29 protein-coding genes and 2 pseudogenes are annotated in these 26,467 nt (G+C 69.9%); 13 read left to right on the top strand and 18 right to left on the bottom strand.

The window, feature by feature from the left end; genetic code table 11:
• Window positions 1-2: 2 nt before the first annotated feature.
• The 7 genes from ACFYNS_RS07935 to ACFYNS_RS07905 all read left to right on the top strand — a co-directional run bounded on the left by ACFYNS_RS07935 (window position 3) and on the right by ACFYNS_RS07905 (window position 7,151).
• Window positions 3-2,045 carry a heparinase II/III family protein gene (locus ACFYNS_RS07935; RefSeq protein ID WP_388601528.1) on the top strand — a complete coding sequence of 681 codons (2,043 nt, stop codon included), beginning with the start codon at window positions 3-5 and terminating at the stop codon, window positions 2,043-2,045.
• Window positions 2,046-2,055: 10 nt separating this feature from the next.
• Complete coding sequence (locus tag ACFYNS_RS07930) at window positions 2,056-2,643, top strand: hypothetical protein (protein WP_164181822.1); 588 nt, start codon at window positions 2,056-2,058, stop codon at window positions 2,641-2,643.
• Between the two features lie 41 nt (window positions 2,644-2,684).
• Window positions 2,685-3,716: a DUF1565 domain-containing protein gene (locus ACFYNS_RS07925; protein ID WP_239105451.1), complete on the top strand. Its 1,032-nt coding sequence runs from the start codon at window positions 2,685-2,687 to the stop codon at window positions 3,714-3,716.
• A gap of 59 nt (window positions 3,717-3,775) precedes the next feature.
• Window positions 3,776-4,555, top strand: coding sequence for a polysaccharide lyase family 7 protein (locus ACFYNS_RS07920; RefSeq protein ID WP_164181826.1), 780 nt, complete (start codon window positions 3,776-3,778; stop codon window positions 4,553-4,555).
• Window positions 4,556-4,818: 263 nt separating this feature from the next.
• Window positions 4,819-5,496 carry a bifunctional 4-hydroxy-2-oxoglutarate aldolase/2-dehydro-3-deoxy-phosphogluconate aldolase gene (locus tag ACFYNS_RS07915; protein ID WP_164181827.1) on the top strand — a complete coding sequence of 226 codons (678 nt, stop codon included), beginning with the start codon at window positions 4,819-4,821 and terminating at the stop codon, window positions 5,494-5,496.
• Window positions 5,493-6,473: a sugar kinase gene (locus ACFYNS_RS07910; RefSeq protein WP_164181829.1), complete on the top strand. Its 981-nt coding sequence runs from the start codon at window positions 5,493-5,495 to the stop codon at window positions 6,471-6,473. Before ACFYNS_RS07915 ends, ACFYNS_RS07910 begins: the two co-directional genes overlap by 4 nt.
• A 54-nt stretch (window positions 6,474-6,527) precedes the next feature.
• Complete coding sequence (locus tag ACFYNS_RS07905) at window positions 6,528-7,151, top strand: GNAT family N-acetyltransferase (RefSeq protein WP_164181831.1); 624 nt, start codon at window positions 6,528-6,530, stop codon at window positions 7,149-7,151.
• A gap of 270 nt (window positions 7,152-7,421) precedes the next feature.
• Here ACFYNS_RS07905 and ACFYNS_RS07900 read toward each other — a convergent pair whose 3' ends face one another.
• From ACFYNS_RS07900 to ACFYNS_RS07840, 13 genes and pseudogenes are all read right to left on the bottom strand, one after another.
• Entirely contained in the window at window positions 7,422-7,889 is a 468-nt protein-coding gene (locus ACFYNS_RS07900) for a helix-turn-helix domain-containing protein (protein ID WP_239105452.1), read from the bottom strand.
• A gap of 24 nt (window positions 7,890-7,913) precedes the next feature.
• On the bottom strand, window positions 7,914-8,741 hold the full coding sequence (locus ACFYNS_RS07895; RefSeq protein ID WP_358721296.1) for a large ATP-binding protein: 828 nt from the start codon (window positions 8,739-8,741) through the stop codon (window positions 7,914-7,916).
• Complete coding sequence (locus ACFYNS_RS07890; protein ID WP_164181835.1) at window positions 8,738-9,403, bottom strand: hypothetical protein; 666 nt, start codon at window positions 9,401-9,403, stop codon at window positions 8,738-8,740. Before ACFYNS_RS07890 ends, ACFYNS_RS07895 begins: the two co-directional genes overlap by 4 nt.
• Window positions 9,400-9,876 carry a hypothetical protein gene (locus ACFYNS_RS07885; protein WP_164181837.1) on the bottom strand — a complete coding sequence of 159 codons (477 nt, stop codon included), beginning with the start codon at window positions 9,874-9,876 and terminating at the stop codon, window positions 9,400-9,402. The genes ACFYNS_RS07890 and ACFYNS_RS07885 overlap by 4 nt, the downstream gene beginning before the upstream one ends.
• Window positions 9,873-10,652 (bottom strand): glycosyl hydrolase, encoded by a 780-nt coding sequence (locus tag ACFYNS_RS07880; protein WP_164181840.1) that lies wholly within the window; start codon window positions 10,650-10,652, stop codon window positions 9,873-9,875. Before ACFYNS_RS07880 ends, ACFYNS_RS07885 begins: the two co-directional genes overlap by 4 nt.
• Window positions 10,649-11,248, bottom strand: coding sequence for a DUF4913 domain-containing protein (locus ACFYNS_RS07875; RefSeq protein ID WP_164181842.1), 600 nt, complete (start codon window positions 11,246-11,248; stop codon window positions 10,649-10,651). The genes ACFYNS_RS07880 and ACFYNS_RS07875 overlap by 4 nt, the downstream gene beginning before the upstream one ends.
• 93 nt (window positions 11,249-11,341) lie before the next feature.
• A pseudogene (locus ACFYNS_RS07870) lies at window positions 11,342-12,247 on the bottom strand (DNA cytosine methyltransferase); the annotation flags it as partial.
• A 121-nt stretch (window positions 12,248-12,368) separates the two neighbouring features.
• Window positions 12,369-12,470: pseudogene (locus ACFYNS_RS07865) on the bottom strand (DNA methyltransferase); the annotation flags it as partial.
• Window positions 12,471-12,622: 152 nt separating this feature from the next.
• Entirely contained in the window at window positions 12,623-13,795 is a 1,173-nt protein-coding gene (locus tag ACFYNS_RS07860) for a DnaB-like helicase N-terminal domain-containing protein (protein ID WP_164181844.1), read from the bottom strand.
• On the bottom strand, window positions 13,792-14,022 hold the full coding sequence (locus tag ACFYNS_RS07855) for a hypothetical protein (protein ID WP_164181846.1): 231 nt from the start codon (window positions 14,020-14,022) through the stop codon (window positions 13,792-13,794). Before ACFYNS_RS07855 ends, ACFYNS_RS07860 begins: the two co-directional genes overlap by 4 nt.
• Window positions 14,019-15,287: a type IV secretory system conjugative DNA transfer family protein gene (locus ACFYNS_RS07850; protein WP_202432747.1), complete on the bottom strand. Its 1,269-nt coding sequence runs from the start codon at window positions 15,285-15,287 to the stop codon at window positions 14,019-14,021. The genes ACFYNS_RS07855 and ACFYNS_RS07850 overlap by 4 nt, the downstream gene beginning before the upstream one ends.
• 79 nt (window positions 15,288-15,366) lie before the next feature.
• Entirely contained in the window at window positions 15,367-15,807 is a 441-nt protein-coding gene (locus ACFYNS_RS07845) for a hypothetical protein (protein WP_164181848.1), read from the bottom strand.
• A gap of 95 nt (window positions 15,808-15,902) precedes the next feature.
• A complete protein-coding gene (locus ACFYNS_RS07840) occupies window positions 15,903-16,754 on the bottom strand; it encodes a hypothetical protein (protein ID WP_164181850.1) in 852 nt (283 codons plus the stop codon).
• 311 nt (window positions 16,755-17,065) lie between these two features.
• Here ACFYNS_RS07840 and ACFYNS_RS07835 point away from each other — a divergent pair, with 311 nt between their 5' ends.
• Window positions 17,066-17,401 carry a helix-turn-helix transcriptional regulator gene (locus ACFYNS_RS07835; RefSeq protein ID WP_056704932.1) on the top strand — a complete coding sequence of 112 codons (336 nt, stop codon included), beginning with the start codon at window positions 17,066-17,068 and terminating at the stop codon, window positions 17,399-17,401.
• Window positions 17,402-18,106 (top strand): cation transporter, encoded by a 705-nt coding sequence (locus ACFYNS_RS07830; RefSeq protein WP_164181859.1) that lies wholly within the window; start codon window positions 17,402-17,404, stop codon window positions 18,104-18,106. It abuts the gene before it with no gap.
• A 115-nt stretch (window positions 18,107-18,221) separates the two neighbouring features.
• Here ACFYNS_RS07830 and ACFYNS_RS07825 read toward each other — a convergent pair whose 3' ends face one another.
• From ACFYNS_RS07825 to ACFYNS_RS07815, 3 genes are all read right to left on the bottom strand, one after another.
• On the bottom strand, window positions 18,222-18,986 hold the full coding sequence (locus ACFYNS_RS07825; protein WP_164181861.1) for a hypothetical protein: 765 nt from the start codon (window positions 18,984-18,986) through the stop codon (window positions 18,222-18,224).
• 97 nt (window positions 18,987-19,083) lie between these two features.
• Entirely contained in the window at window positions 19,084-19,647 is a 564-nt protein-coding gene (locus ACFYNS_RS07820) for a hypothetical protein (protein ID WP_164181863.1), read from the bottom strand.
• Between the two features lie 129 nt (window positions 19,648-19,776).
• Window positions 19,777-20,472, bottom strand: coding sequence for a hypothetical protein (locus ACFYNS_RS07815; RefSeq protein ID WP_239105453.1), 696 nt, complete (start codon window positions 20,470-20,472; stop codon window positions 19,777-19,779).
• A 203-nt stretch (window positions 20,473-20,675) separates the two neighbouring features.
• On the opposite strand from ACFYNS_RS07815, the gene ACFYNS_RS07810 reads away from it, so the two are divergent.
• The 4 genes from ACFYNS_RS07810 to ACFYNS_RS07795 all read left to right on the top strand — a co-directional run bounded on the left by ACFYNS_RS07810 (window position 20,676) and on the right by ACFYNS_RS07795 (window position 24,329).
• The gene (locus ACFYNS_RS07810; protein ID WP_388601526.1) at window positions 20,676-21,755 is read left to right on the top strand and encodes a tyrosine-type recombinase/integrase; all 1,080 of its coding nucleotides are present in this window, start codon (window positions 20,676-20,678) and stop codon (window positions 21,753-21,755) included.
• A gap of 4 nt (window positions 21,756-21,759) precedes the next feature.
• Complete coding sequence (locus ACFYNS_RS07805) at window positions 21,760-22,086, top strand: helix-turn-helix domain-containing protein (RefSeq protein ID WP_388601524.1); 327 nt, start codon at window positions 21,760-21,762, stop codon at window positions 22,084-22,086.
• 371 nt (window positions 22,087-22,457) lie between these two features.
• Window positions 22,458-23,843, top strand: a complete 1,386-nt coding sequence (locus ACFYNS_RS07800) for a hypothetical protein (RefSeq protein WP_388601521.1) — start codon at window positions 22,458-22,460, stop codon at window positions 23,841-23,843.
• Window positions 23,844-23,903: 60 nt separating this feature from the next.
• On the top strand, window positions 23,904-24,329 hold the full coding sequence (locus ACFYNS_RS07795) for a hypothetical protein (RefSeq protein WP_388601519.1): 426 nt from the start codon (window positions 23,904-23,906) through the stop codon (window positions 24,327-24,329).
• 74 nt (window positions 24,330-24,403) lie between these two features.
• On the opposite strand, the gene ACFYNS_RS07790 is transcribed toward ACFYNS_RS07795, so the two are convergent.
• Window positions 24,404-25,972 carry an ATP-binding protein gene (locus ACFYNS_RS07790; protein WP_388601517.1) on the bottom strand — a complete coding sequence of 523 codons (1,569 nt, stop codon included), beginning with the start codon at window positions 25,970-25,972 and terminating at the stop codon, window positions 24,404-24,406.
• A 26-nt stretch (window positions 25,973-25,998) separates the two neighbouring features.
• Window positions 25,999-26,451 carry a DUF6238 family protein gene (locus ACFYNS_RS07785; protein ID WP_096624770.1) on the bottom strand — a complete coding sequence of 151 codons (453 nt, stop codon included), beginning with the start codon at window positions 26,449-26,451 and terminating at the stop codon, window positions 25,999-26,001.
• Window positions 26,452-26,467: the final 16 nt, after the last annotated feature.

Raw genomic sequence — 26,467 nt, 5'->3', positions numbered from 1 at the left:
GCATGCTGCTTCTCGAGGGACGACTCGACTCACTGCGCGGCGAGCTGAACGGCACGCACGCCGCGCAGTGGCGAAGGCTGCACGAGCAGTGCGACTGGTACCGCCGCCAGAACCCGCCCACGGAGCACCCCGAGGCGAGCATCACCTACTTCGGCCCCGCCGCCGCGAACCTGGCGCTCGCCTACCGGCTCACGGGCCAGCGCGGGTACCTGGAAGAGGCGTGGCGCTGGATCTCCACCTGCGTGGCCTTCCCCCACTGGGGGCGCGCCCACATGCCCGACCACGACCTGGACGCGGGCTGGCTGCTGCACGGCCTCTCCCTCGCGTACTCCTGGCTGGGAGAGGACCTGGAGCCGGAGCGGCGTGAGATCCTGCGCGCCAAGCTGGAACTTCAGGGCGAGCGGCTGCACTCCTTCGCGGAGGAGACCTCCGGCCGCTGGTGGTCGAGCGCGTACTGGCAGAACCACAACTGGATCTGCTGGACCGGCATCGCCACCGCGGGCTACGCCCTGGGCCGCTCCGAGTGGAGCAAGGCCGCCCGGGCCAACCTGGAGACCGTCCTCAGGATGCTTCCCGAGGACGGTTCGGACGCGGAGGGCGTTGTCTACTGGCGGTACGGAGTGCCGTGGCTCGCCATCCACACCGACCTCATCCAGCGCCAGGAGCGGGCCGATCTGTGGTCGATCGGCGGGTTCCTGCGCAACACCACGCGCTGGCGCCTGCACCAGAGCGCGCCGGGTTTCGAGGAGAACATCGACCACGGCGACTGCCACGACCGGCGCAGCGGCCACAGCGTCGCCCTCTACTACCGTCTGGCCTCCGCCTACCAGGACGGCACGGCGCAGTGGCTGGGGAACCTCGTCGCGGAGCGCCACTTCTGGCGCGAGGCGTACGAGTCGGGTGTACGTCCCGGTGTCATGCCCGAAGCCTTCCTCGAACTGCTCTGGTACGACCCGCGGGTGACACCCGTGGCACCGGACCATGAGCCAGGCACGGCGTACTTCCCGGACCTGGGGCAGATCACCGCACGCACCGGCTGGGACAGCGCCGCCACCTGCGTCAGCTTCAAAGCCGCGCCCGGCGGCGGCCACCGTGCCTGGGACGAGGGGCACCGGCTGAAGGCCGTCGGCGACTGGGACGCCATGAGCGCGGGCCACCACCACCCCGACGCCGGCGCCTTCGTCCTCCACTCACACGGAGCCTTCCTCGCCGTGGACGAGGGCTACAGCAACCACAAGCGCGCCGCCCACCACAACCTGGTCCTGGTCGACGGACAGGGCTGGGCGGACGAGGGCCGCTACCACGTGTACGAGGGGATACCCGAGGAGCGCCGGGCGCGGGTACGCGACGTGCTCGCCCAGGACGGATTCGCCCACGCCACGGCGGAGTCCGCGGCGATGTTCCCCGAAGGGCTCGGCGTACGGCGCGTCGACCGCACGCTGGTGGTGACGCCTCTGGGGCGCGTGGTCGTCCTCGACGAGCTCGAGGCCGAGGGGCCGCGCGAGTGGACGTATCTGCTGCACTCCGACTGGCCCACGACACAACTGGACCCCGACGGCTGGCGACTGGAGTCCGGGCCGGCGAGCGCACGGCTCACCCGGCTGCTGCCCACGGACGCGACGGCCATGCGTGACCGCACCGAGGTGGAGGCGAACCCGACCTCCAGCACCCCCAGCCTCAAGGTCAGCAAGACCATGCACACCCTGCGCCTCACCACACCCAGGACCCGCACGGCCACCTTCCTGACCGTCCTCGACAGCACGGGTTCGCTGGGCCCGCGGCCGGACCCGGCCGTGCTCCTGGCCTCGGACCAGGGGCACGCGGTGTCCGTCGGCCAGGGGGGCGAGACGGAACTGGTCCTCCTCGCTCCCCGGGCGGGGGTCATTGAGACGGAACGCGTCAGCGCCGACGCTGCCGCGGTCATCCTCTCCGGCACGCGGGTCGCCGCCGTACGGGCGAGCCGCGTCGACATCGACGGCGCCGTGGGGCTCCGGTCCGACCAGCCGTTCACCGGCGTACTGCCCACCGAGACCACCGGCGCGTAGGGAGCAGACCATGAAGGGCTGGGAGCGAGGTGCACTGCGCGCCATGGAGTTCGTCGCACAGCCGGCACTCGCGGGAGCGGCGTTCTGCCTGCTGGCACTCGGCGTCGTCACCTGGCTTCCGGCCCTGGCCGCCGCGGCCGTCGCGTTGCAGGACTGGCGCAAGGACGGCGGTGGCAGGCCGTTCACCGGGACCCTGCGTGCCTTCCCGCGCTGCTGGCGCGCCCTGTGGAAGGACGCCCTCGCAGCCAGCGCCCTGATCGCCGTCCTCGCGATGAACTGCCTCTTCCTGCTGGGCCGCGCAAGTGCGACGGCATGGGTCCTGCTTCCCGTCCAGTTCGCCCTGATGGCCGCCCTGGCGGTCTACACGCTCTCACTCGCCGCTTCGCTCGCGGTCGGTACTGAGGACGGGCTCCACCGCCGCGCGGCCGTCCTCGCCTTCGCCTCGCCGCGACGCGGCCTGGTTCTGCTGCTCGCCCTGCTGCTTGTGCCGCCGGCGATGCTGCCCGTTCCTCTCGGCCCCCTGCTGCTCGGGCCCACCGTTCCCCTTCTTCTGGCTCTGTCCCTGTACGCACCTCTGAACCCGAGGAAACCAGCATGAGACTCATCCGGTACTTCGCTTCTGCGGCCGCCCTGTTAGCGGTGACCGGAACTTCCGTGCCCGCGGCGTCCGCCGCCGCACCCCGGGGCGGACACGACATCTACGTGTCACCGGGCGGCAGCGACACCAACCTCGGCACCCGCCGGGCTCCCTTCGCCGGCATCCAGCGGGCCCTGGACGTGGCCGGACCCGGATCGACCGTGCACCTGGCACCGGGACGCTACCTGCAGAACTTCGTCAGCCGGAGCCCCGGGGTCACCCTCACCGGGCCCCCGTCCGCCGTGGTCCAGGGATCCGGTCAGGGCCGTGCCATCGGGGAGATCCAGCACGACCGCGTCCGGCTGACGGGGTTCACCATCGACGGCCTGGTCGGTGACGCCGACGAGAAGTCCGGCTACCGCAAGAAGCTCCTGTATGTCATGAGCCTGACACCGGGAGACGGTGTCGACGGGCTGCGTATCTCCCGGATGACCTTCCGCAACGCCGGTGAGGAGTGCGTACGGCTGCGCTACCTCATCACCGGCGCCGAGGTCGCCCACAACCGGATCACCGGATGCGGGGTGTGGGACTTCCGATTCGCCGACGGCGGCAAGGTCGGTGAGGGCGTCTACCTGGGCACGGCCCCCGAGCAGCAGGGGCTCAACGGCGCCCCGGACGACCGGCCTGACGTCAGCCGGGACAACTGGATCCACCACAACAGGATCGACACCCAGGGCAACGAGTGCGTGGACATCAAGGAGAACTCCACCGCGAACCTCGTCGAGCACAACGACTGTACGGGCCAGCTCGACCCCAACTCCGCAGGCCTGGACGCGCGCGGCAGCGGCAACACATTCCGGGCCAACCGCTCGTACGGCAACGTCGGTGCCGGGGTCCGGGTCGGCGGCGACACCCCCAGCGACGGCACCGGCAACACCATCGAGGGCAACGTCCTCCTCTCCAACGCTGCGGGGGGCATCAAGTTCGAGGCCACCCCGCAGGGCCGGGTGTGCGGTAACACCCTGGCCGGCAACACCGGCGGCGACGCGACGGGCACGTACGGGAACGAGTACGAGCCGTCGCGTCCCTGCTGACCGCAGAAGAAGGCACCGATACAACCGAGAGTCACAACGACAGTGAGGAAGCAACAGACATGAGCCGCACCCGCAAGCGCACTCTCGCCACCACCGGAGTGGCCGCACTCTCCGCCCTGGCCGCCCTGACCCTCCCGCTCGTCACGGGGGGCACCGCCACCGCGGCCGCCCCGTGCGACTACCCCGCCCAGCAGCTCAACCTGACCAACTGGAAGGTCACCCTGCCGACCGGCTCCAGCGGCTCGCCCACCGAGGTCAAGCAGCCCGCTCTCGCGACCTTCTCGTCCAGCCCCTGGTTCACGGTGAACTCCAAGTGCACCGGCGTCCAGTTTCGGTCGGCGGTCAACGCCGTCACGACACCCAACTCCAGCTACGGACGCGCCGAGCTGCGCGAGATGACCGACAACGGAACCAAGAACGCCTCGTGGTCGGCGACGTCCGGCACCCACACCATGACCTTCCGGGAGGCGTTCAACAAGCTGCCCAACGACAAGCCGCACGTCGTCGGCGCGCAGATCCACGACGGCGACGACGACGTCACCGTCTTCCGTCTGGAAGGCACCAGCCTCTACATCACCAAGGGCGACAACACCCACCACAAGCTGGTGACCAGCAACTACCAGCTGAACACGGTCTTCGAGGGCAAGTTCGTCGTCAGCGGTGGCCAGATCAAGGTGTACTACAACGGCGTCCTCCAGACGACCATCGCGCACACCGCGTCCGGGAACTACTTCAAGGCCGGCGGCTACACCCAGGCCAACTGCGGCAACTCCTCCCCGTGCAGCAGCTCCAACTACGGTCAGGTGACCATCTACAAGCTCCAGGTCACCCACGCCTGAGCGGCGAGACGGTGCCGGGCCTCGGACTAGGAGGCCCGGCACCTCCCGGCACAGTACAACGAGCGGAACCCGCATCCTGCTCCGCCCGTCGGCCGCCGACCGCCCTCCGAGGAGCAGGTGCTTCCGGGCGCGCGCTCCCGTCGCCGGCGGAGCGCGGCCCCCTGCCGATTCGCACCTCTCCCGGTGCACACAGCCCGCGATCGCCCGCACACGGGCCGGTCCCGGAAACCAGGCATCCACCCCAGAACAGGACATCAAGCGGAATGACCAGTGCCGACGCCCCGGCGCCCGCGCAGCCGGAATGCCCGATCACCACGGAGATCACCTCCCGAGGTCTGATCGCGATTCTGCGCGCCCCCACCGCCGAGCACTTCCCCGCGATCGCCGACACGCTGTTCAACGCAGGGGTCCACGCGATCGAGATCACCCTCACCACTCACGGAGCCCTGCGGTGCATCCGTCAACTCACGGCCGCCTACGGCCGGGAGGCGGTCATCGGAGCGGGCACGGTCCTGACCGCCGGCCAGGCGCAGACCTGCGTCGATGCCGGTGCCCGCTTCCTCGTCTCGCCCGTCGCGGCGCCCGACGTCGTCCGAACGGCCCGCGCCGCAGGCGTGGCCGCCTACCCCGGCGCGCTCACCCCCACCGAGATCCATGCCGCCGCTCGTACCGGCGCACCCGCCGTGAAACTCTTTCCCGCCTCGGCGGTCTCGCCCCGGTACGTCTCGGACCTGCTCGGCCCGCTTCCCGGCATCCCCCTCATCCCCACCGGGGGTATCTCCCTGGCCGACATCCCGGCATGGATCGCGGCCGGGGTCGCCGCCGTGGGCCTGGGCACGCCGCTGATCGGGACGGCGGCGACGGAGGGCGTCGACGACCGCCTCGCTGGCCGCTGCCGTCAGGCCCTCGCGGCCGTCCGGGAAGGCAGGGCCGCCCGGTGACAGGCTCCCCAGCCACGCCCGCACCGCGAACCGACGGCGGTCTGCTCACCTTCGGCGAGACGATGGGCCTGATCACCGCGACCACGATCGGCACCCTGGAATACGCACGCGATGTCACCTTCGGTATCGGCGGTGCCGAGAGCAACGTGGCCATCGGCGCCGCGCGCCTCGGGGCCCCGGTCACCTGGATCGGCCGGGTGGGGCGCGACGCGGCCGGAGATCTCGTCGGACGCCGCCTGAGGGCGGAAGGCATTCACACCATGGCGCTCCGGGACGACTCCTTCACGGGCCTCATGGTCCGCCACCACCGTGCCGCCACCGTTGTCCATGTCGACTACCACCGGGCCGGATCGGCCGGCTCCCGCCTCACCTCCCGCGACATCCCCGTCGACGCGGTCCGGCGGGCCGCGATCCTGCATCTCACCGGCATCACCCCCGCCCTCAGCGCCTCCGCCCGCCAGGCCGCCCGGGACGCGGTCGCCGTGGCGAAAGCGAACGGCGTACTCGTCAGCATCGACGTGAACCACCGCAGCAAGCTCTGGGACCCGGACACCGCCGGACGCGAGCTGCGACGGCTCGTCGCGCAGGCGGACATCGTCTTCGCCGGGCTCGAGGAAGCCCAACTCGTGCTCGATTCCAAGACGGAGGTTCCGGAGCGTCTGGCCGTGGACCTGGCGGCGTCCGGGCCGCGGGAGGTGGTCGTGAAGACCGGCGCCAGGGGCTGCACGGCCCACATCGACGGCGCGATCCACGAGGAACCGGCGCTGTCCGTTCCCGTCGTCGACACCGTCGGGGCCGGCGACGCCTTCGTCGCCGGATACCTGGCAGAACGCCTGAGCGGAGCCGGCCCAGTCCAACGGCTCCGGACAGCCTGCGCCGTGGGCGCCTACGCCGTGTCCGTCCCCGGTGACTGCGAACTGCTCCCGACACGCGGTGAACTGGCGAGCTTCCTGACCACCGGGGACGTCCTGCGATGAGCGGATGCCCGTGAAACCGACCACCAGCGCGGCTCCCGCTGAGACGATCAGCCCATGAGCCGAGTACCGGTGACTCTGCACAGGATCGTGTTCACCGACTGGCAGGCGGTCCACTCGTGGGCCGGCCGGCCCGACGCCTGCCGGTTCCAGCCCTGGGGGCCGAACACCGAGGAGCAGACCCGCGATTTCGTGAGGGCGGCGGCCGAAGCCTGGACACACGAACCGCTGCGGAGACTGGCCCACGTGGCGCGCCTCGGGAACGCCGTTGTCGGTATGGGCGTGCTGCACGTCCGCAGTCACACGCAGCGCCAGGGTGAGGTCTCCTACGTCGTGCATCCGAGGGTGTGGGGGCAGGGCATCGGCACAGAGATCGGGCGCTCGCTGATCTCGCTGGGCTTCGACCGGTGGGGACTCCACCGGATCCACGCCACGTGCGACCCCCGCAATCGGGGATCTTCCCGCGTTCTGGAGAAGCTCGGCATGACGTACGAGGGGCACCATCGGCACACGGCGTGGATCCGGGACGGCTGGCGGGACAGCCTGGTGTTCAGCATCCTCGAAGAGGAATGGCGTGCCGGAGCCGGGAGCTGTGTTGACGCAAGTGTGGAGGGACCGCCGGCTCCTCGGCCCGGTGCCGGACGAGGCGCACGCCGCGCCGCGGACCTCGACGACAAGTAGCAGGCCTGCGGTACGGCGGGCTCGGCCATGTGCGGCGGCAGATCCACCGCGCCGGTTACAAAACCAGGCGGCGGAAGAAGCGGTGAGGGTCATGAGGGCCCGCAGCGTGCGGACCCAGCGGGAGCGGGCTCGTACGCGCGCGCTGGGCAGGCCAGCTCTCCACCTGAAGAGGACGGACGGATTGGTTGCCGTGACGCTCTGGGCGTCCGCACGTCGCACAGCGACCGAAGCAGGGGTATCTGACCTGGCAATTTTCGAGATGCGCTCAGGTCAACACTTTCCGATGACGAACCGCATCTGGCCGTCAGCCGAATCGAGGGCCTGAATAACGGCAGTTGAGTGCCGAAGATGCAGGCGGCGCAGCGCGTCTTCGACACGCTCGGCTTCGGCTATCGGTTCTTGTGTCAGGTGGGTGCGGGACCAGTCCGAGACCGTGCGGAGGACGGGGGCCAGAGACGTGCCGAGCGCGCTGAGCCGGTACGGCGCACCCCGCCGGTCATCATCGCGGATCACCAGTCCGTCAGCGTGCATCGTGGCCAGCCGTTTGCCGACGAACTGCTCACTGACGAAGGGGAGCTGCGCAGCAACGTCGCGAACGCGCACGGGGCCCTTCACCTGGGCCAGGGTCATCGCGGTCCAGGTGGTCCATTTGGGCCCGATCCGGGCGAGAGCCTCCTCGACGCGCTGGGCGTCGATGGAAGCGATGGAGAAGGTGGGAGGCAGGCCGGGGGTAGCCATGGTGGGGTCCTTATCGGGATGAGGTCAGCGTGAGCGGGGGGTCGCGAGGGAGGTCCTTGCGACGGGCACGGCGGCCGGGGCGGAGAGCGCGCCTGACGTGGTCCGCGTGGTGGTGCGGCCGAGGGCGGCGGACACACGGGAGGTCGTCGCGCGACCATCACGCAGGGCGGCTTCCCCCTGCGCAGTGAGCGAGAGGAGCTGGCCGGGCCGGTACACGTTCTCGGTGATGTCCTGATGCAGTAGCCCGTCGGCGACCAGCCGCTGCACGGTCTGCGGGAAGACCGCCGGGTCCTGCCACTGGGCCTTCTCCCGCGAGATGTACGGGTCCTCGCCCATCGCGTTGTGGCGAAAGCGAACACCTCCGGCCGCAACCGCTTCGAGGGCGACCAGCCCGCGCTCCCCGGCGACGGCCCAGTCGTCGTCCCGGTGAGGCCTCGTCTTCTGGCCCTGCCCGTGGCTCTTGTTGCTCGCGTGTTGAGCAGGCTCGGGCGAGGAAAGAAGCCGGCGGTAGGCGGACAGGGACTCGACGAGCTGGCTGTATGCCCGGTCCTGCTGGGCCAGGCCGTCTCCGAGGTCCGGGAGAGCTGTGTGCAGCAGCGCGTACGAGACCTGGGCTCGGCCGACTTCACCCCGACCAGTGCCTTCGAGCAGCCGCTGAGCGCGCTGGACCGCGTTGAGTACGCTCTCGTGTCGCTCGTCCAGCGCCGCTGCGGCTTCGATGACGCGTGTAGCGGCCTGGTGCAGCGGCTCCTCCGGACCATGTGCGAGGGCGGGCACGCTGACGTCCCCGACACCGAGCACTTCGACGACGAGATAGGGGCCAGGGTGTGTGTCTGCGTCGTACGGGTTCACACCGTCGCCTCCATCCGGGCGAGCAGGGAGCGGACCAGAGCGGGCAGGCTCCCGGGATCGTCACCGAGCCGGGGGCGGTCGCTCGCTTCGCGGAGCAGATCGGCGTCATCGAGCAGGCCGCTGGAGATCTCCATGCAGGCGTCGGTGATCCGGGCGGCGGCGAGCAGCGACTGGGAGAGAACCTCGACGTAGTCATCCGGCGCGAGACCGGCGGCCTCGGCTGCGTTGCGAACCGCCTCCAACTCAACTGCGCTGAAGGCGAAGTCGAACTCGTCGTCCTGATCGGTTCGGCCGGTCGGGGCGCCGATCGTTGCGCAGGGCTCCGCGGGGATGCCCACGCGGGTGCAGATCTCGTCGACCGAGGAGGTCAGCTCGGCGAACGACTCGGTGAGCCACCCCAGCGCGGAGGCGTAGGAGGCCAGGGCGAACAGGCCCGCCGAACCAGCAGGGAGTGGCTCGGTGGCCACGAAGCCCTCGAACCGGTCGTTCAGCTCGGTGATCACGCGGGGCCCAGCGGCCAGCGGACCCAAGACGGGATGCAGGTAGGAGCGGGCGGCGGCCGTCGGGTACTCGGCGGCAGGGATGCCGCCGACGTTCTGAGCGGCCTCGGTGAGGAGATCCGCCAGCTCTGAACGGGTCAGCGCAGTACGGTCGTTGGTCATCGCTGGGCGACCTTTCGAGAAGCAGTGGCCGAGGGTGGCGCTGGTGACGGGGCAGCCGCGCGGCCCGTTGCCGGCCGTTCGGTGGTGAGCGTCGAGCGAGACCGGGCGGCCTGCACGCGGGCCTCCGTGGCGGAGTCCGGGCCGAGCCCTTGCTGAGGCTCGGTCCGCAGGTGGGCCGCGCGGTAGACCGCGTAGTCCTTCCGGCTGCCAGCCGCCACGAGGTAGATCTCGCGCTTGTGGGTCGAGGTCGGTGGCGCTTGGCGGAACTGGATGACCAGCCGGTAAGAGACCGCCGGGTCGACGTACACCTTGTGGAAGCCGGCGAGACGGCCCTTCAACGGCAAGCAGTCGTCGCTTCCGTGGACCAGGTTCTGCAGCTCCAGCAAGGCCAAATCGCGCATCTCAGAGGGGAGTTCCCGCAGGTCGGCGATGGCGTCAGGGTGCGCGGCGAAGGCGAAGCGGGCGCGGCTCACAGCGGCCTCCCCTGGACCGCGCGCTGGACCGGTACCGCCGCTGACGCGCGGGGCGCGTCGAGCCCGGTCTGCGGCGTCGGAGAGGTTCCGGCGGACCGGGAAAGGGCGATGCGAGCGATGCGAGCCCGGACGACAGCACCGTTGTGGTCGCTGTACTCCGGAGGCTCGGGCAGCGGTTCACTGCGCTCGTCCAGCCAGGTCTGGGCGACGCCGACGTCGGGGAAGGCCCCTTCGCGCATCGTGTACGTGCCGGCACCGTGGTTCCACTCCTCGTAGAAGAGGCGAACCGGTGCCTGGGTGGCCTGGGAGTCGTTGACGAGTGTCCACGCCTCGCTGGGGTTGTCGTCAGAGGTGTAGGTGTCGAGGACCTCGTAGCGGCTGCCCGACTTCTGGATCTGCTGTTCCACCTGGAGGGTGAGGTCGTCGGCGGGCTCGATGTAGTCGCCACCGTGCAGTGCGATCCGTTCGAGCGGGCAGCCACGTTCTGCCAGCCAGTTCTGCGCGAAGGACGCCGTGGCGTGGTGACTCGTCTCGAACGTGAACGTGGACTGCCGCAGATCCCGAGCGACCGCGATCGCAACGAGCTGTGGCTCGCCGGGTATCCCCCAGGTGACCGATCGGTCGTGGGCGAGGACGAAGCTGTGCGAACCGTTGGGCGTGGTGTGGTGCTGGGACAGCACCGTCAGGTCGCCAGCCCAGAGAGCCTCCATCGCTTCCTCGGAGTCGTCGTTGACCGGCGAGAGATCGTCGAGGCCGAAGTCGAGAAGGTCGTTCACGCCGCCACCCCCGCCTGCTCGGGCGCCGGGGTGGCCAGCACCCGGTGATTGGGGCGAGTTGCGCTGGTCGTGCAGGCCGCGAACGGACCGTCGGGCGCACGCAGGTGCGCCAGGGTCTGGTCCAGGTGGTCGCGGTGCCAGGTCGAGGGGCCGGACAGGCCGGCCTCCGTGTCGGTGAACTGCTGCCAGGCGAGCCAGAGTGCGTGGAGCCGGGCGACGGCCTCGGGGTGTTCGTGCCAGTGCGCGCACCAGGGACGGCTCGTGCTGATCTCCCGGCCGTACACCGGCAGGAAGAGGTAGTTCACCCAGTCGCTGAGAGCAGCGAGTTCGACGGCATACTCCTTGCCGCCCAGGGCGAGGATGAACACCGAGGCGGGGCCGTCGGGCTTCTTCCCGTCAGCCGCCTCGGCTTCCGGAGCGCCGTCCGGCGGCTGGATGGCGCCGGGGTCGGGCTCGGAGCCGAGGCGGTCGAGGATGATGCCGTGCTGCCTGACCTCGGCCATGGTCTTGGCGAGGGTGCTGGCGAGGTCGTCGAGGTCTGCGTCGGGGACGCGGTACGGCTCGGGGCCGGGGGAGGTCGGGCTGGTGTCGGCCATGAGGGTGTGCTCCATCTGTGAGACGGCGACATGCCCGAGAGGATCCGGAGAATCAGCGTTTTGGTGCGGCCGGAAAATCGCGGTAGTGGAGCGCTATCGGTCGGCGCAGCGGGGACAGCGGGGGAAGGGTGGCGCCAGCAACTGCAAGGCGTGCGAAGCCTGTTGTGGGACGACACCGTTGCCGAGCGCGGTGAGTTGCGCTGGACGGCCGAGCCCCGGAGTCGCGGTGACCCAGCCGGCGTCAAGGCCCTGCATCCACTCCACGAAGTCCGCGCGGAGCCGACCGGCCGCGTCCGTGGGAGCCGGGGCCGGGCGGGTGAGGCTCTCCCATCGGGTGATGGCGGATCCGTACGCTCCCCATCGCCGGTCCGCGCCTCCGCCTCCGGCTTCTCCTGCGTCCAGAGGGGCAGGACCACCGCCGACAAGGGAGGCCGCCATCCCTTCCCGGGGCGGCGGCCCGGGGTGCCCGTGTCGCTGGCCCTCGGCGTCGGCAACAACGACGCAGCCGCGCTGGGCAGGGTCATGTCGCCATTGCCGTGCCGCTGGTTCGGTGAGCCCTTGATTCCGTCCGACGCCTTCGTGGTCGGCAGCAGCAGCCACTCGACCTCGTCGGCCAGGTTCGGACCGTGGCCCCCGCTCTTCCTCTTCGATGGATGCTGGCTGCCGCCGTTCTTGCCGATGTTGCTGGTCGGCGTCTTCAGCAGGGTGCCCGGCGGGCCATGCGGCGAGGAAGGTCCGCTCGCGGCGGTGCGGGGCCCCGACGTCGGAGGCGCGAAGCACGAGCCACTTCGCGTCGTACCCGAGGTCGGCCAGGGATCCGAGTACGGCACCGAGTGCCCGCAGAGCAGGCTGACCTGCGGTGTCTCCCAGACACCACGGGCAGGGTTCCACGTCGCCAGGGGAACCGGCGGGGGAGGTGAGGAGGCCGCGCACATTCTCGATCACAACCAGGCAGGGTCGGAGGGCTGCGACCGCACGGGCGACGTGCAGCCAGAGCCCGGAGCGGGTCTGGGCGTTGAGTCCGGCCCGGCGGCCGGCGACCGAGACGTCTTTGACAGGGGAAGCCGGCCGTCAGGACGCACACCCGGGGGACGGTGCGCCAGTCGACGGCGGTGATATCGCCCAGGTTCGGGACGCCGGGCCAGTGGCGGGCCAGGATGCGTGAGGCGTTCGGGTCTACCTCGGCGTGCCAGGCGAGCGTGCCGCCGAGCGCGGACTGCACGCCCAGGTCGAGGCCGCCGTACCCCGAGCAGAGAGACCCGATCAACGGGGTGGCGAGGCTCGGGGCCGTGATGCGTAGGTCCGGCGCGGCTGCGGAGATGGGGTAGATCAAGGCGAGTTCCAGGGGCAGAAGAGGCTGGTGGGGAGGGGGTCTCAAGGGTGGCCGCGCGAGGGTGGTCGGGCTGCTGACAGCGTGGGGAGACGGCTGGCCGGGGCTGGGGGTGACGCGCCTGGGCGGGGTGTGCTGCGGGCGCGGGCGGCTTTCACTCGGTCGGGCGGCGGCTCGGCCGCTGACGGAGCGGATGCCGTGGTCTTCGGAGCCGGACTGCTGTTCGCGGTGGCCCAGCGGGCACGTACCTCGTCGAGCGGACCGAGTTCGTGCAGGGCGTGGTTGATCAGCCGGCCGGGCCCCAGGACCTCGTCCTGGGCCAGGGTCCGGATGGCTCGCGCGGAGGCGGCGGCGGTGCGGGTGACGGAGGAGCGCATCACCCGCTGTCCGTACCAGTCAGCGCTGCCGGGGACCATGCCTTCGCAGACGGCGGTCAGCTGCTCGCTCGACACAGTGCCGTCGGCCAGCAGACCGCGTCGCTGGGCCTCCCAGAGCAGGGTGATCCGGTCGATGGGTTCGCCTCGGTGGTGCAGCGCGCCCAGGCACCGGTAGAGCTGCCCGTGGGTAGGGTCGGCGAAGTCTCCCGGCCGCAGCCAGGCCACCACCTCGCCCATGGCCCCGGGCTGTTCGGCGAGGACGGCCAGGAGGAACCGCTCGTCCTCGGCGACCTGGCCGCTCTGCGCCGGAGGCGGGATGTCTGTGGCGGCAGAGGGCCCAGCGGTGGGTGGGACCGGTCGAGGGTCGGTTCCCCAGCGTCGTGCAAGGTCGGTGAGTACGCCGGTCAGAACGTCCGCCGTGCGCAAGGCTCCCTCGACCTCGCCCTGGACGGCGTCGGCCCGAGCCGCCTGGTGGAGACGGATCGCGTGCTGGGCGACGGTGCGGTGAATCGCCCCCTCCAGCACCATGCGTCCGTACACCGGGGCGTGCTCGGTTCGGGGACATGCCTGGATCAGGGTGTGGGCGTACGCCGCGGTCAGCCCGCGCACGTGCTGTCCGGCCTCCTCGACCGCGTCGGTCACCCACGACAGCGGCAACGGACCAGCGGCCGAGAGCGCGGGATGCCCGTCGTTGCGCAGCTTGCGGAGGGCGTCGAACAGCGCCTGGTGGACGGGCCGATAGAAGTGGTCCGCAGCGAGCCACTCCAGGTGCGTGAGCTGCTCGGGGTCGAGGAGTGCGGCACCGAGGACCGCCTGCTCGGCACTCATCAGCGGGTTCACCGCCGGCCTCCGGGATCAACGCAGGGCGCCTTGTCCTGCCGGATGAGGAGGTTGGCGACTGCCTGGTCGGCGGCGGCCATCGACAGCGCGAAGTCGTCCAGGACGGCGGTGAAGGCGGGATCGGAGGCGGGAACCGAGCCGGCCCCGCCGTCGAGCCACCACCGGCCACCGCGCAGGACGACCGGAGCGTGGGCCAACCGCCCCTGCTGTGGTGTGGGCGCGCTCATGCCGACAGTCCAAGATCGTCCTGGCCGATGCTCTTCGCGAGGGCACGCTCGGTGATGGCCTTCGTGGCGCGAGCGGAAGCCGGGCCGACCACCTTGGCGGAGGGCTCCTTGTACCAGGGCTTGAGGTTGAGCATGGCGACCCGGATGCCGGTGGCCAGCAGCAGAACCTTGCCCTTGGGGAGGGCGCGGATGGCGTCCGGCGGAAGGATCCGTTCCGTGCGCATGCTCACCGACGTGGACTTGCCGCCCTCGCTGGTCGACACCGAGGTGGTCTGGACGTCATGGTCGCCGACCTGACGGCTGAGCCGGTCGGCGAAGTCCGCGTCGTCGATGCCAGATCCGATGATCTTGATGGTGGCGGCGGAGTACAGGGCGTCCATACCGGCCTCGCCCCAGCACCGCTGGCCCTGACGGTAGGACTGCAGGATCGTCATCGGGATGACGCCTCGGCTGCCCAGGTGGCTGTAGAGATCTGGGAGGTCCGAGATGCGGCAGACGTTCGCTGCCTCGTCGAGGACGCACAGGGCGGGCGGGTCGAGTCGCCCGCCGGAGCGCTCGGCGACGATCACGGCCGCGCGCATCACGGCGTCGGCCGCTGCCGCGATGATCGCGGACGCGCTGCCGCCGCCGTCCTTGCTCAGCAGGTACAAGGTGTCGCGGGACGTGGCGAAGGCGAACGGCTGGAACTCGGGAAGGTCGTCGTTGGGGGTGACCCAGGCGGCGACGTCCGGGTCGAGCAGGCAGCTCGCGTACTGCCTCGCGGTCTCATAGATGCCGTCGCGTGTTTCGGTCGCGCCGGAGACGGTGCCCTGGAGCTGGGCGGCGACCGCATGGTGGCCGGCGTCGGTGAGCAGGTCCACCGGGGTGCGGTCGGCCGGCATCGCGAGCCAGGCCAGGACGTCGGTGATCGGCCGCCGGTGGGATGCGGCGGCGAGAAAGAGGGCACCCAGGGTGTTGCTCGCGGCGGTGGACCAGAAGTCGGAGCCGCTGGACTCGTCCACGCTCGCGGTCACGAAGTGCCCCGCCAACCTCTTGGCCCCGGCGAGATCGCGGGCGTCAGCGAGGATGTCCCACCACATCTCGCGCGGGTGGTGGGCGATCTGCTGCGGATCGAGGGTCCAGATCGTGCCGACCTCGGCGCGGGCGTCCACCGTGGTGGTGAAGGCGTCGTTCGCGGCTTTGTTACTGGTGAGCAGGACCGGGCCCGGTGCCGAGAGGATCGCAGGGATCGCCAGCCCGGACGTCTTGCCGGAACGCGGGGCCATGATCGCGACGATCACGTCCTCCCAGGACGCGCGGACCTCCGCACGGCCGAGATCGAGGGTGCCGAGCAGGATGCCGCGGTCAGCGGGCAGGACCTCTTTTACTCTCCCGGCCGCCCAGGCTCGGGCGCAGGCTCTTCGCCTTGGCGACGATCTCCTTGTCCAGCAGCGGCGCCAGGTCCGCCTTCCGGGCGAGGCCGGACTTGGACCCGGCACGCCACCGCATCCACAGCACGGCAGCGGTGACGACCAGGGCAACGGTGAACAGGGCGGGGACGACGCGGGCGCCGACCATCAGCATGCTGGTGCTCAGGGCCGGCCACAGCACCTCCGGGTGCAGCAGCGCATCCGCTATGCGGAAGGGGGCCCATGTCCCGCTCCCGACCAAGGTGTTGGTGAGATTTCCGGTCAGCCAGGCCAGGGAGCCGAAGGCCATGGCGGCGCCGAGGATGCCGAACAGGAGGTAGAGGAGCGCGTCCGACCCGGTGGTGGTCGAGGGCGCGCTGGTGCGCGGGGAAGACACGGCGGTTCCTTGGGTGTGCGAGCGGGCAGGGGCGGGGCGCGCTCGGCTCTCGTGCAAATCATGGGGGTACTCCTGGACGTCTGAGGCGGAACGTTTCAGCGGGGTCGGCCGGCAGAACGAGGCGCGGGCGGAGGTGCTGCGGTGGCCGGCGGACTGCCGGTCGACGGCGATGTTCCGGCGCGCGGCGACGAGGCGCGGGCCGCCCGCTGCCGGGCTGCATCGACGTTCTGGGCAGCGGACGGCACCGGAGCAGCCTCGGCACCAGAGCGAGGCGCCGACGGGGAACTGGACGCCGAGGAGACCTTGGCCTGGTTCGCCGCAGGAGAAGTGGCGAGAGCGGCACCACGGTGATCACGGACGGTCCGTGCTGGGGAGTAGCTCGTCGAAGCAGCGCCGACGCGGCGTAGCTCGGCCTCGAAGTCGACGAGTTCGGACTGGGCCGAGCTGACGAACTCCGAGGCGAAGCCGAACCGGTCGGCGAGCGCATACGCGTCGTCGTCCAGGTCGTTGACCTGTTCTCCCGCTGCTTCCAGCGCCTCCCGGACACGCTCCAGCGCACCGTGCTCGGGGTGAAGGAGGTGGTCGACTGCCCGTTGAAGGCTGGCTCCGTCTTCGGCCGCACGGATCTGGTCCGTGATGCTGAGGAGTTCGGCTCCGGCGGCGTAGGGCCCCAGCGCATGCACCGGAGGGCTTATCCGGGCCGTGTCGAGAGACGACGGAAGGGTGACGTCATAGCGAGCGGCTCGAAGCATCTCGGCCGCATGGCTGGCGATGCCGACCTGGTCGGCGAGCGGAGTGGTGGTGGGCAGGCGATGGCGTCGGCCGTGCCAGTCGTCGATCTGCTTGAAACCGGCGTGACGGAGGAGCTGCGCGGCGAGGTCATCGGTAGTGCCCTTGGCAACGACGCTGCCGCTGTACTCGGACGTGATGGTGATCGAGGCAGGCACGGAAGTCTCCGGGGCAGAGGGAGCGAAGGACCCGTTGGAGGTGGGCCAGTGGGCAGAGCGTCCAGCAAATCCTGGGTTTGGTGCGGCCGAGAATCGCTGGTAGAGGCCGCACGGGGTCATGTCCCTTGTGGTGGTGTAGGCGATCAGTCGTCTGACGTGGCGGGTAGAACGGCCAGGGCTTCGGCGCCGACTACGCCACAGAAGTCAGCCGCCGCTGACTCGGCATGCCACAGCTCATGCTGGCCGGGCTTTCCGGCAGCGATCAATGGTCCACGGTTTCCTGAATTCAGGAATTTCTGTATTGTCGGAGGGTGCTGACACTCGCCGCTGACATCGACGTGCTGGCGCGGTTCGGTCGCGCCCTCGCCGACCCCATCCGCTGCCGCATCTTGCTCGCCCTGCGCCAGGCCCCGGCCTACCCGGCCGACCTCGCCGACAGCCTCGGCATCTCCCGCACCCGGCTGTCGAACCACCTGGCCTGCCTGCGCGACTGCGGCCTGGTCGTCACCGTCCCCCATGGCCGCCGCACTCGCTACGAACTCGCCGATGAACGTCTCGGCCACGCACTCGACGACCTCCGTGCCGCCGTGGTTGCGGTCGAAGCCGACCGCACCTGCGCCGATGCCGACGAGAAGGGCTGCTGCTGAATGACCGTGATATCCCTCGGCCCCAGCCCCGCCCGCCGCGACCTGCTCACCCGCCGGATACGCCTGCTGGTCACCGCGACGATCGCCTACAACGTCATCGAGGCGATCGTTGCCATCACCGCGGGGACCATCGCTTCCTCCACCGCGCTGATCGGCTTCGGCCTCGACTCCGTCATCGAGGTTTCGTCCGCCGCGGCGGTCGCCTGGCAGTTCTCCGCACGTGACCACACCACTCGCGAAGCCCGCGAGAAGCGCACCCTGCGGATCATCGCCGTCTCCTTCTTCGCCCTGGCGCTCTACGTCTCCCTCGGCTCCGTACGCGCGTTGACCGGCACCGGCGAAGCCGACCACTCGCTCCCCGGCATCGTGCTCGCCGCCATCTCGCTGGCGATCATGCCGTTCCTGTCGGCCGCCCAGCGCAGGACCGGCCGGGAACTCGGCTCCGCCTCGGCGGTCGCCGACTCCAAGCAGACCCTGCTCTGCACCTACCTCTCGGCCGTACTCCTCGTCGGCCTCCTGGCCAACCTGCTGCTCGGCTGGTCCTGGGCCGACCCGATCGCCGCCCTCGTCATCGCCGCCCTCGCCGTCAAGGAAGGCCGCGATGCCTGGCAAGGCAAGGGCTGCTGCGCTCCCAACACCGGCCACGAACCCGCCGCGTCCGCTGGCGACGCATGCGGCTGCGCCACGGGGTGCAGCTGCCGCTGACCGCTCCCACCGGTGGTGGCCCAGGAACGACGGGCCACCACCCCAGCCATTCCACGACTTCTGATAGCCAGGGTTACCAACAACGGCCATGGAAGGGCCTCCTTGAGGAGTTGGATCAGCGGTCGCGGGAGTACGCGACGCGGGGGTCAACCGGCCGGACCGCCGGTGTGGTGACGGCGGCGGCGGGGACCGGCGCCCTGCCCGGGATACCGGCACGGGCCGGGCTGGCGGCGGGCGCGGCGGCGCTCAATGGAGACGCGCGGGCGGGACCACGGCCGCGCTCGCGGCCGGCGGTCGGCGTGGCAGCAGGGCGGGGCCGAGCCGTCACCTCTTGAGCGAGGCGGGGCTGCACTGCGACCTGGAGCCCTGAACGGTGCAGGGCCACCGTGGCGTCGGCGACTTTCCCCAGCGCCTCGACGCGATCGGTGGTCGCGGGGAGCGTGTAGATGTCCAGGCTCGAGTTGTGCCGCCAGCCGTCGTCCACCAGCGCCAGCCCGCTGAGGCCGGAGACACGGCCGTCGAGGGCTGCGACGATGCCGAGCTGTGGGTGATCGGCGAAGGCGACGTCTGGTTCACCGAGCGGACCGCGGTCGCGTACCCGTGCCGTGTCGGGCGCCGGTGCAGGGTCAAGTGCGACGTCCACATCGACCTGGTAGCCGGCCTTGCGCAGCAGCTCGATGGCCTGGCTTGTACGGCCGTGTCCGTCACGGTTTTGGTCGGCTAGCGCGTACAACGTCGGCTGGTCGGGGACGGGATGGAAGTCGAATCCCTTGAGCATCCAGGTGCTGGCCGCGAGGTTCTTCGGGTTCGCGGCGACGATGCCGTGGACGGGGTGGTGGCCGAAGGCCAGGTCGGGCAGCACGTCGTAGTGGCTGGGCATGGCAGATCCATCCGAGGCGGGTGCGGTTGCAGGTGCGGGCGACGGGCGGATCAGTTCTGAGGGTGCGGTGCACGGAGGACTCCTGGAACGCGGTCGGTCAGAGCCGGGGAGCAGATGAGGAACTGGCCGACGGCGGCGCGGTCCGCGTGGAGGACTCCGGCGGCGGACCGGTCGGGAGCACGCGCTGGCCGACCGACGGCGAGGAGGCGAGAGCGACACTCGCCCGGGATGGAGCGGAGCCGGGCGGGAGCACGGTGGCGGCGCGCGCCTTGCCGGAACGTTCCTGCTCCTGGCGTGTTGGCACGCCAAGGTGGTCCAGGCGGGCGTCGACAGCGGAGAGGAGGTCCGGCACGCTGCCGCCGTGGCGCGCATGCGGACCGTCCGGCTCGGAGTCGTAGATCACCTCGTAGACGGCGGGCTCGGCGGACCGGTGGCGGGTGACCATCCAGCTTTCCGGGGACTCGGGATGCTCGGAGGGTGGCTCCTGCGGCGGCGAGATGATCAGCGAACTGCCGTCGGGATGCTCGGCGTGGACGATGTAGTCGCTGAGGCCGTACTCGACGGTGCCCTCCAGGCCGCGCTGCCCCAGCGCGGAACAGAGGGCAGCCTGAAGGCGACGCGGATCGGACACGGGGGTCGGGGGCGAGGTTTCGAGGTGCATGGAGTTCTCCGATGCGAACATCCCGCCGCACGGCGGGAGCCGACGGGGCGTGGAGCTTGAAGAAGTGCGGTGGTCCATGAGGATCCGGTGATCGGGCAGTTTGGCGCTGCCGCGACTGCGTGCTAGGGATCACCGCGAGCGACCGGGAGCCGGCGGATGCGATGCCGGCGGGAGCTGGGGCGAAGCAGGTGATACGGCAGGGGCGTTGCGCGTCGAGCGGGTCAGGGCGGCGCGAGCCCGCTCGGTCTGCGCCGGCCGTTCGGTGTCCGCTCGGTGAGCGAGGTATTCGCCGACGCGCACCAACGCTGGTCCCTTGGAACCCAGTTCGTGTGAGTAGTGCCAGCCTTCGGTGTTGCGGTGCTCCTCGGCACGCTCCTTGTAGAGGTGGAGCACGCTCGGCTGCGAACCGTCCATTAGCGCCATGACGCCGTCCCATTCGTGCCGCAGTTCCTCTGCCCGGAACAGGATGGTGTCGATCCCGCGTATCCGACGGAGGTCGTCACTGATCGGCCCCTCGACGTAGTCGGGGCCGTCGGCGGCGGCGCGGACCCCGGCCAGCACCTCGGGTCCGTGGTCGAGGAACACTTCGGCGTGCTTCCACGCTTCGGCGTCCCGCTTGACCTTCCCGTCCCCGTAGACCTTGTCGTCCAGCGGCCAGCCGTCCGCGTCGCAGAGGGAGTCCGAAACCGCGTCCCAGGCGTCGCACGCCTCGTTGATCCCGGCGGCGGCCGTGGCCAGTGCCGGGAGGTGCCGTTGCCACGCCAAAGGGTCGGTGGCCTGCGACGGCTGGTTGTCGCCGGAGGAAGCAGTGGAAGAAGAAGACATGATCGATTCCCGTTGCTGTGCTGGTCGTTGGGCTATGTCTCTACTCCCGCGGGTTCGATTTCTACGGGCACGTTGTTGTGACCTGCAGGTGCAGGTCGGCGGGGGTTCACTCGACGGGATGAAGAATCCGTCATTCCGTCGAGATTCCTGAAGCCTCGGCTGTATCTCTGACGCATGCGCCAGTTCTGTGAACCGAGCAGCCGATGACCCTTGCTGTCGTCCGTAACCTGGCCTCGGCCCGAGCCCTGCGCACGGCCGAGGAGGTCGAGGTCTTCGAGCAGGAGATCGTCGACCAGTACGCGTTGGCGATGGCGTCCGCCGGCCTGACCGATGGCTACATCGGGAGTAGCCGGACGGTGGTGATCGACTTCGCACGAACCCTGTCGGGCCCGTTGTGGACGGCTACCTGCGACGACGCGGATCGGTTCCTTGCGGAACTCCGGCGGCTGGGCAACACCGCCAACACGCGTGCTGGCAAGGCCGGCACGGTGGCGCAGTTCTTCGACTTCGTGATCAGCCGCTACCAGGGCGACATCCATGCGCTGACGGGATACGTCGTCGAGCAACCGGTCGACGAGTACAACCGGCCTCCGGGCCAGGCGGCGGGGGAGCTGCGCATTCCTCCGTCCGACACCGAGGTCGATGTGCTCTTCCGCCAGTGGCGCGCGAGCATTCCCGAGGCGCGTAAGTACCTTCCTGCGGCGCGGAACTACTTTGCCGCCTCGCTCTGGCGACGCCTGGGCCTGCGGATCAACGAGACGGTCATGCTCGACATCCGAGACTGGCGCCCCGATCTCGGAGAATTTGGGAAGCTGCATGTCCGGTTCGGCAAGGGCAGCAGAGGCCGCGGTCCCAAGCCCCGGCTGGTTCCCGCCATCAACGGCGCGGACCAGCTGATCGACTGGTGGCTGGCCGAAGTCCGCCACCAGTTCGGAGCTGACTGGTCGAACGCGGACGCGCCGATGCTGCCCAGCGAGCGCCACGACGAGTTGCTTAACCGGTGTGCACGGGTCGGCGACGATGCCCTGCGTCAGGCCCTGAAGGCCCAGACGAAGCTGTGGCTGCCTGCATGGGCCGGCCAGCTGACTCCCCACGTTCTTCGGCACTACTGCGCCTCCTCTCTGTACGGCGACGGGATGGACCTCAAGGCGCTTCAGGAATTGCTCGGGCACGAATGGCTGTCCACCACGACCCGCTACATCCACGTGCGCAGCGAGCACATCGAACGGGCGTGGACCCAGGCCAACCAGCGGCTCGAAGCTCGCTTCGGAATGGAGGTGTGATCTCGTGCGCTGGAATCTGCGGATGAAGGCAGCCGAGCACGGCATCTGGAAGTCCACGGACATGCGCCGCCAACTCGCGGCGGCTGGGCTGGAGATCAGCGCGGGGAAGATGTCGTCGCTGTGGACAGGCACTCCTACCACGATCCGCCTCGATGACCTGGACGTGATCTGCTCGGTTCTCGACTGCGACCCCACAGCTCTGCTGATCAGAGAGCCCGACAAGGTCGCTGCACGCCGTCCTGAGCAGCAGCAGGCAGCGTCCGCCACATCGGACACCTCCGTGGTGGTCACGCCACGGTTCGGACGTCCCCGATCGGAACCGCCACTGTGAGCACCCCGCCGCCCTCGAAGTGCGCGATCTGCCAGGTCCACCGCGTTGCGTGGACCAAGCCGCGGATGGACTTCTGTTACGAGTGCCTTCCCGGAGGCCCGGTCGCGCCACCTACGTGCCGAAGCTGCGGGTCCCGTGACCGGTACTTCAGCCAGGGCCAGTGCGACTCCTGCCACCCCGGCGCCCCGATGCATCCCGGGGCGTGCCGCAGCTGCCTGGCCTGGGGCGTCCACCGTGCCCACAGCTGGTACTGCTGGAGCTGTCGCTGGTGGGCAACCCACTATCCGACGGCCGAATGCATGGTGTGCGGCTTCCACACGACGATCGGCGACGCCGGAATGTGCCGCCTTTGCAGCGTGGAAGGACGCCGCGTGAAGGAACCCGGCCGGGCGGTCGACCTCGCAGCGGTAAGCCGCAACGGCCAACAGCTCTACCTGGCCAACCTGCACCACACCTACGTGCCGCGTGGCAAGCGACACCACTCGCTTGGTGAACCGGCAGCCGTCAAGCCACCTCAACACCGTCTCGAAGTAGCTGAGTTCACTCCAGTGAAGTGGAGGCAGCTGCTGCTGTTTCGCATGCCACCGAACCAGGGAGCCCTGAAGCGCCGCATTGCTGTCCCCGACACCGAAATGCTGGCCTTCTGCGACTCCGTCCTTCGCGAACACGCCGCTCGACACGGCTGGAGCAAGAAGCTCACCAACGAGGTCAAACGCTCCCTGAAACTCCTGCACGCCCTTCAGGACACTCCGGGAGCGAAGATCCACGCCAGTGACGTCCTCGAACTGCCACGGATTGGAGGCACTGCGCTGTCGACCCTGGAGATCCTGGCCGCGGCCGACCTGCTCATCGACGACCGTACGCTGGCCGTACGGCACTACTTCGCCAAGCACACCGCCGACCTGCCGCAGACGATGGTGACCCAGCTCCAGACGTGGCTCGACGTCATGATCGAAGGCAGTCGGCAAGCGCCGCGCAGGCGGGCCCGGCACCCTCAGACCGCCCACCTGCACATTCTCGGCATGAGCCCGATCCTGCGAACGTGGGCGGAAACGGGGCGCCAGTCCCTGGCGGAGGTCAGCCGCAAGGACTTCGTCGCCGCTCTCCCGACCAGAGGGGCGCAGCGCAACTTCGCCGAGCAAGGCTTCCGCTCGCTGTTCAAGGTCCTCAAGGCCCGCAAGATGATCTTTATTGACCCGACGCGTGGGCTCCCCATCACGCCCGTCAACGCCACGGTCCCCCTCCCGCTGGACAGCGATGCCATCCGCCGGGCACTCAACTCGCCCGACCCTGCCGTGGCCCTGGCCGTCGCGCTCGTTGCCTTCCACGCGGTGACCAGCCCGCAGCTGGCAGCGATGCAGCTGACCGACATCCGGGACGCACGCCTCACTCTGCAGAACCGAACAATCCCGCTGGCCGGCCCGGTACTGGCCCGCCTGTCCGCCTACCTCGACCACCGCTCGACGACTTGGCCCGTGACCGTCAACCCGCACCTCTTCGTCAACCGGAAGACAGCACCACGGATCACGCCCGTCAGCCGAAACTTCCCCTGGATCGCGGCCCAGCTGAAACCGCAGGCTCTGCGTGAGGACCGCATCCTTCAAGAGATCCACGCGACCGGCGGGGACGTTCGACGCATCTGTGACCTGTTCGGACTCTCGATCACCGCAGCGGTCCGCTATGCCAACACGCTTGGGCATCCCGACCTGGTCCGCGGCCACCACGACAACCCGGTGGCTCCCGAAGAGAATCCCTGAAATCTTGGGTCGGCGGTAACCGTCCGAGTTGCCCTGACCCCAGCAGGAGGATCCACCCGCGTGACAAGCCCTGAATCCGAGAGCACCCTTGCCTACGCCGCCGACCTCACGCGCGAAGACGTGACCGCCTTGGAGATGTTCCTGAACACACACCTGGGGCGGGTATACGAGGTGGTGGGTGAAACTGGCGAGACCTCCTTCGCGATGCAGTCCTTGCTCATCCTCATCAGTGACTCGGCCGGGTTCCTGCATGCTCTCCTTCGGCTGGAACAGCCCGATTCGTGGCAGCGGGCCGCGATTGTGCGTGAGTGGCAGCGGTTGCGCAGCACCGCGCACCCGTTCAACCACTGCGAGGGGTTCAATCACGACCGCTGGTGGAAGCAAGTGCGGCACTATGACGCCACCGACGAGAGGGCGGAACAGGAGCGGATTATTCGGCTCGCCGATGAAGCTGTTCTCGACGAAGGGCCGGCGTCGGCCGAATGAGATGTTCCGCCGAGGGGAGCACGGTTCGCGTATTGCGCCTTGGCCCAGTCGAACCGACCCTTGGGTAAGGTGCGTCATCGGCCCATCACCCTTGGGTTCAGGGGGATTATGACGTCAGTATTCGTGAACTCACGGACCTTGGCGGCCATGCGGGCGTCTGTGTCGAACAGCTCCCGCTCGGCCGGGTGGAGGATGTGCTGGGTGATGAACGAGCGGCCGGCGACCTTCCACAGGCCCCGGCCCTTGGTCAGGGCGGACACCGCCTGGGTCTCGACGCCGGTCAGGCCGAGCAGAGATGCAGCGGCGGCGAGCTGGTCGGGCTCCTGGCGGTACATGATGCGCGTGCTGCAGTCCGCGAGGAGCCCCTCGGCCAGGACTCGGCCGCGTGAACCGGCGTCGCCCGCCGAGAGCAAGTCGCTGAGCCGGTGGATCACCATGAGGTTCGCGATGCCCAGCCCTCGGGAGAGCTTCCACTGGCTCTGCATCCGCTCCAGCAGCCCGACGTGCCGCATCAGTCGCCACGCCTCGTCGTAGATCACCCAGCGTCGACCGCCATCGGGATCACTGAGGGCTGACTCCATCCACGCGCTCGCGCACGTCATCGCGAGCACCAGTGCCGTGTCGTCACCGGAGCCGCCGAGACGGGAGAGGTCGATGGACAGCATCGGTGTGGTCGGGTCGAACGACACGGTGCTCGGTGCGTCGAACATGCCGCTCAAGTCGCCGTGCACGAGCCGTCGCAGGGCGTGGGCGAGGTCCTGGGCGGCTGAACCTAGGTGCCCCGCCTGGTGGCCGAGGGCGTGGTCGAGGCGTTCGGGGGAGCCGAGTACGTGCGCGATCTCGCCGAGCAGCGGCACCGTGCCCCGGGCGGCGGCGTCGGCGACGACCAGATCCAGGGCCAGGTCGAGGGCGGTGTGCTCCATCGGCAGCAGGTCGCGCTTCAGCACGGTGCGGGCGAGGCTGGCCAGCAGCAGCAGACGGCGCTTGCGAACCTCCGTGAACCAGTCCTCCTCGCTCACGGAGGCGGGGCGGGCCGGGGCGTCCAGCGGGTTCAACCGGCCGGGGAGCCCCGGGCCCAGGGCGATGCTGTATCCGCCGAGGGCCTGCGAGACGCCGGTCCACTCCCCCTTGGGATCGCAGGGGATGTAGATCCGGTAGCCGTGGGCGATCGACCGGGTGGCGATCGATTTCGCCAGCGCCGACTTGCCCATGCCGATGATCCCGGCCAGGACCGCGTTGGGGTTGGTGAAGCCCTCCACCCTGCCGCTGTTGTAGAGCGAGAACGGGTCGAAGCAGAAGGCCGCCTCCGCGTGCACATCGCGGCCGATGAACACCCCTTCGGCGCCCAGGCCACCCTCGGCCACGAACGGGTACGCGCCGCTGGCTGTGGCGGTGGTCATCCGGTGGGCGGGCAGGGCGAGCTTGCCGCCGCGGGCGGAGGCCGGACCGGGGCGACCGGCGGGCGGGTAGGTGGGCCGCAGATCCGGGTCGAGGGTCTGCTCGGCGCGGTGCTTGGGCGGGTTTCCGGCGAGGCGTGCCTGGCGGCGGGCTTCGGTGAAACCGGCTCGGGCGGCTCGCTGTTCGGCGCGTGTCGTCTTACGGGGCACGAACAGGGGGGAGGCGCTGGCGCGGGTACGGGGCATGAGCGTTTCTCCAGATGAGGGGTGGGTCAGCGGCGGACGAGGCCGGTGAACGGTGCGTGCAGGTCGGCCGGGGTGGTGCGCCGCCGGACGAGATGAGCGGTGCGCTGGTGGCGCTGGCAGATGGTCAGTTCCGGTGCTCCCTCCGGAAGGCCGGCCTGGCACGCCTCTGGTGTGGGGATCTCGCCGGAGTCCGGCCGGGGCGCCGCGTGGTAGGCGGCGTGGAGGTGCTCGGCGGCCTGCCAGATGCGGGTGCGGGCGGTACGGAGCTGGTCGCCCTCGACCGCGACGAGCTGCCCGGTGCGACCGGTGTGGGCGTCGAGCAGCCCGTACAGCGAAACGAGGTGGGCGTGCAGGGCGTCCAGCTCGGCCCGGGTGGTGACCAGCGGGCCGCCCGGGATGTTGAGCGCCCGGTGGAAGTCGAGCGCGGCGGTGGCGAAGGGCACGAAGTCCTGCGCGGTCGGGCTGGCGGTGCGGTACATGAGGGTGCTCTTTCGA

This window comes from Streptomyces sp. NPDC006925 (assembly GCF_042869575.1).
In the GTDB taxonomy this organism is placed as follows: domain Bacteria; phylum Actinomycetota; class Actinomycetes; order Streptomycetales; family Streptomycetaceae; genus Streptomyces.
The sequence above is the reverse complement of the archived record's forward strand: the minus strand, read 5'-3'. Positions and strand labels throughout refer to the sequence as shown.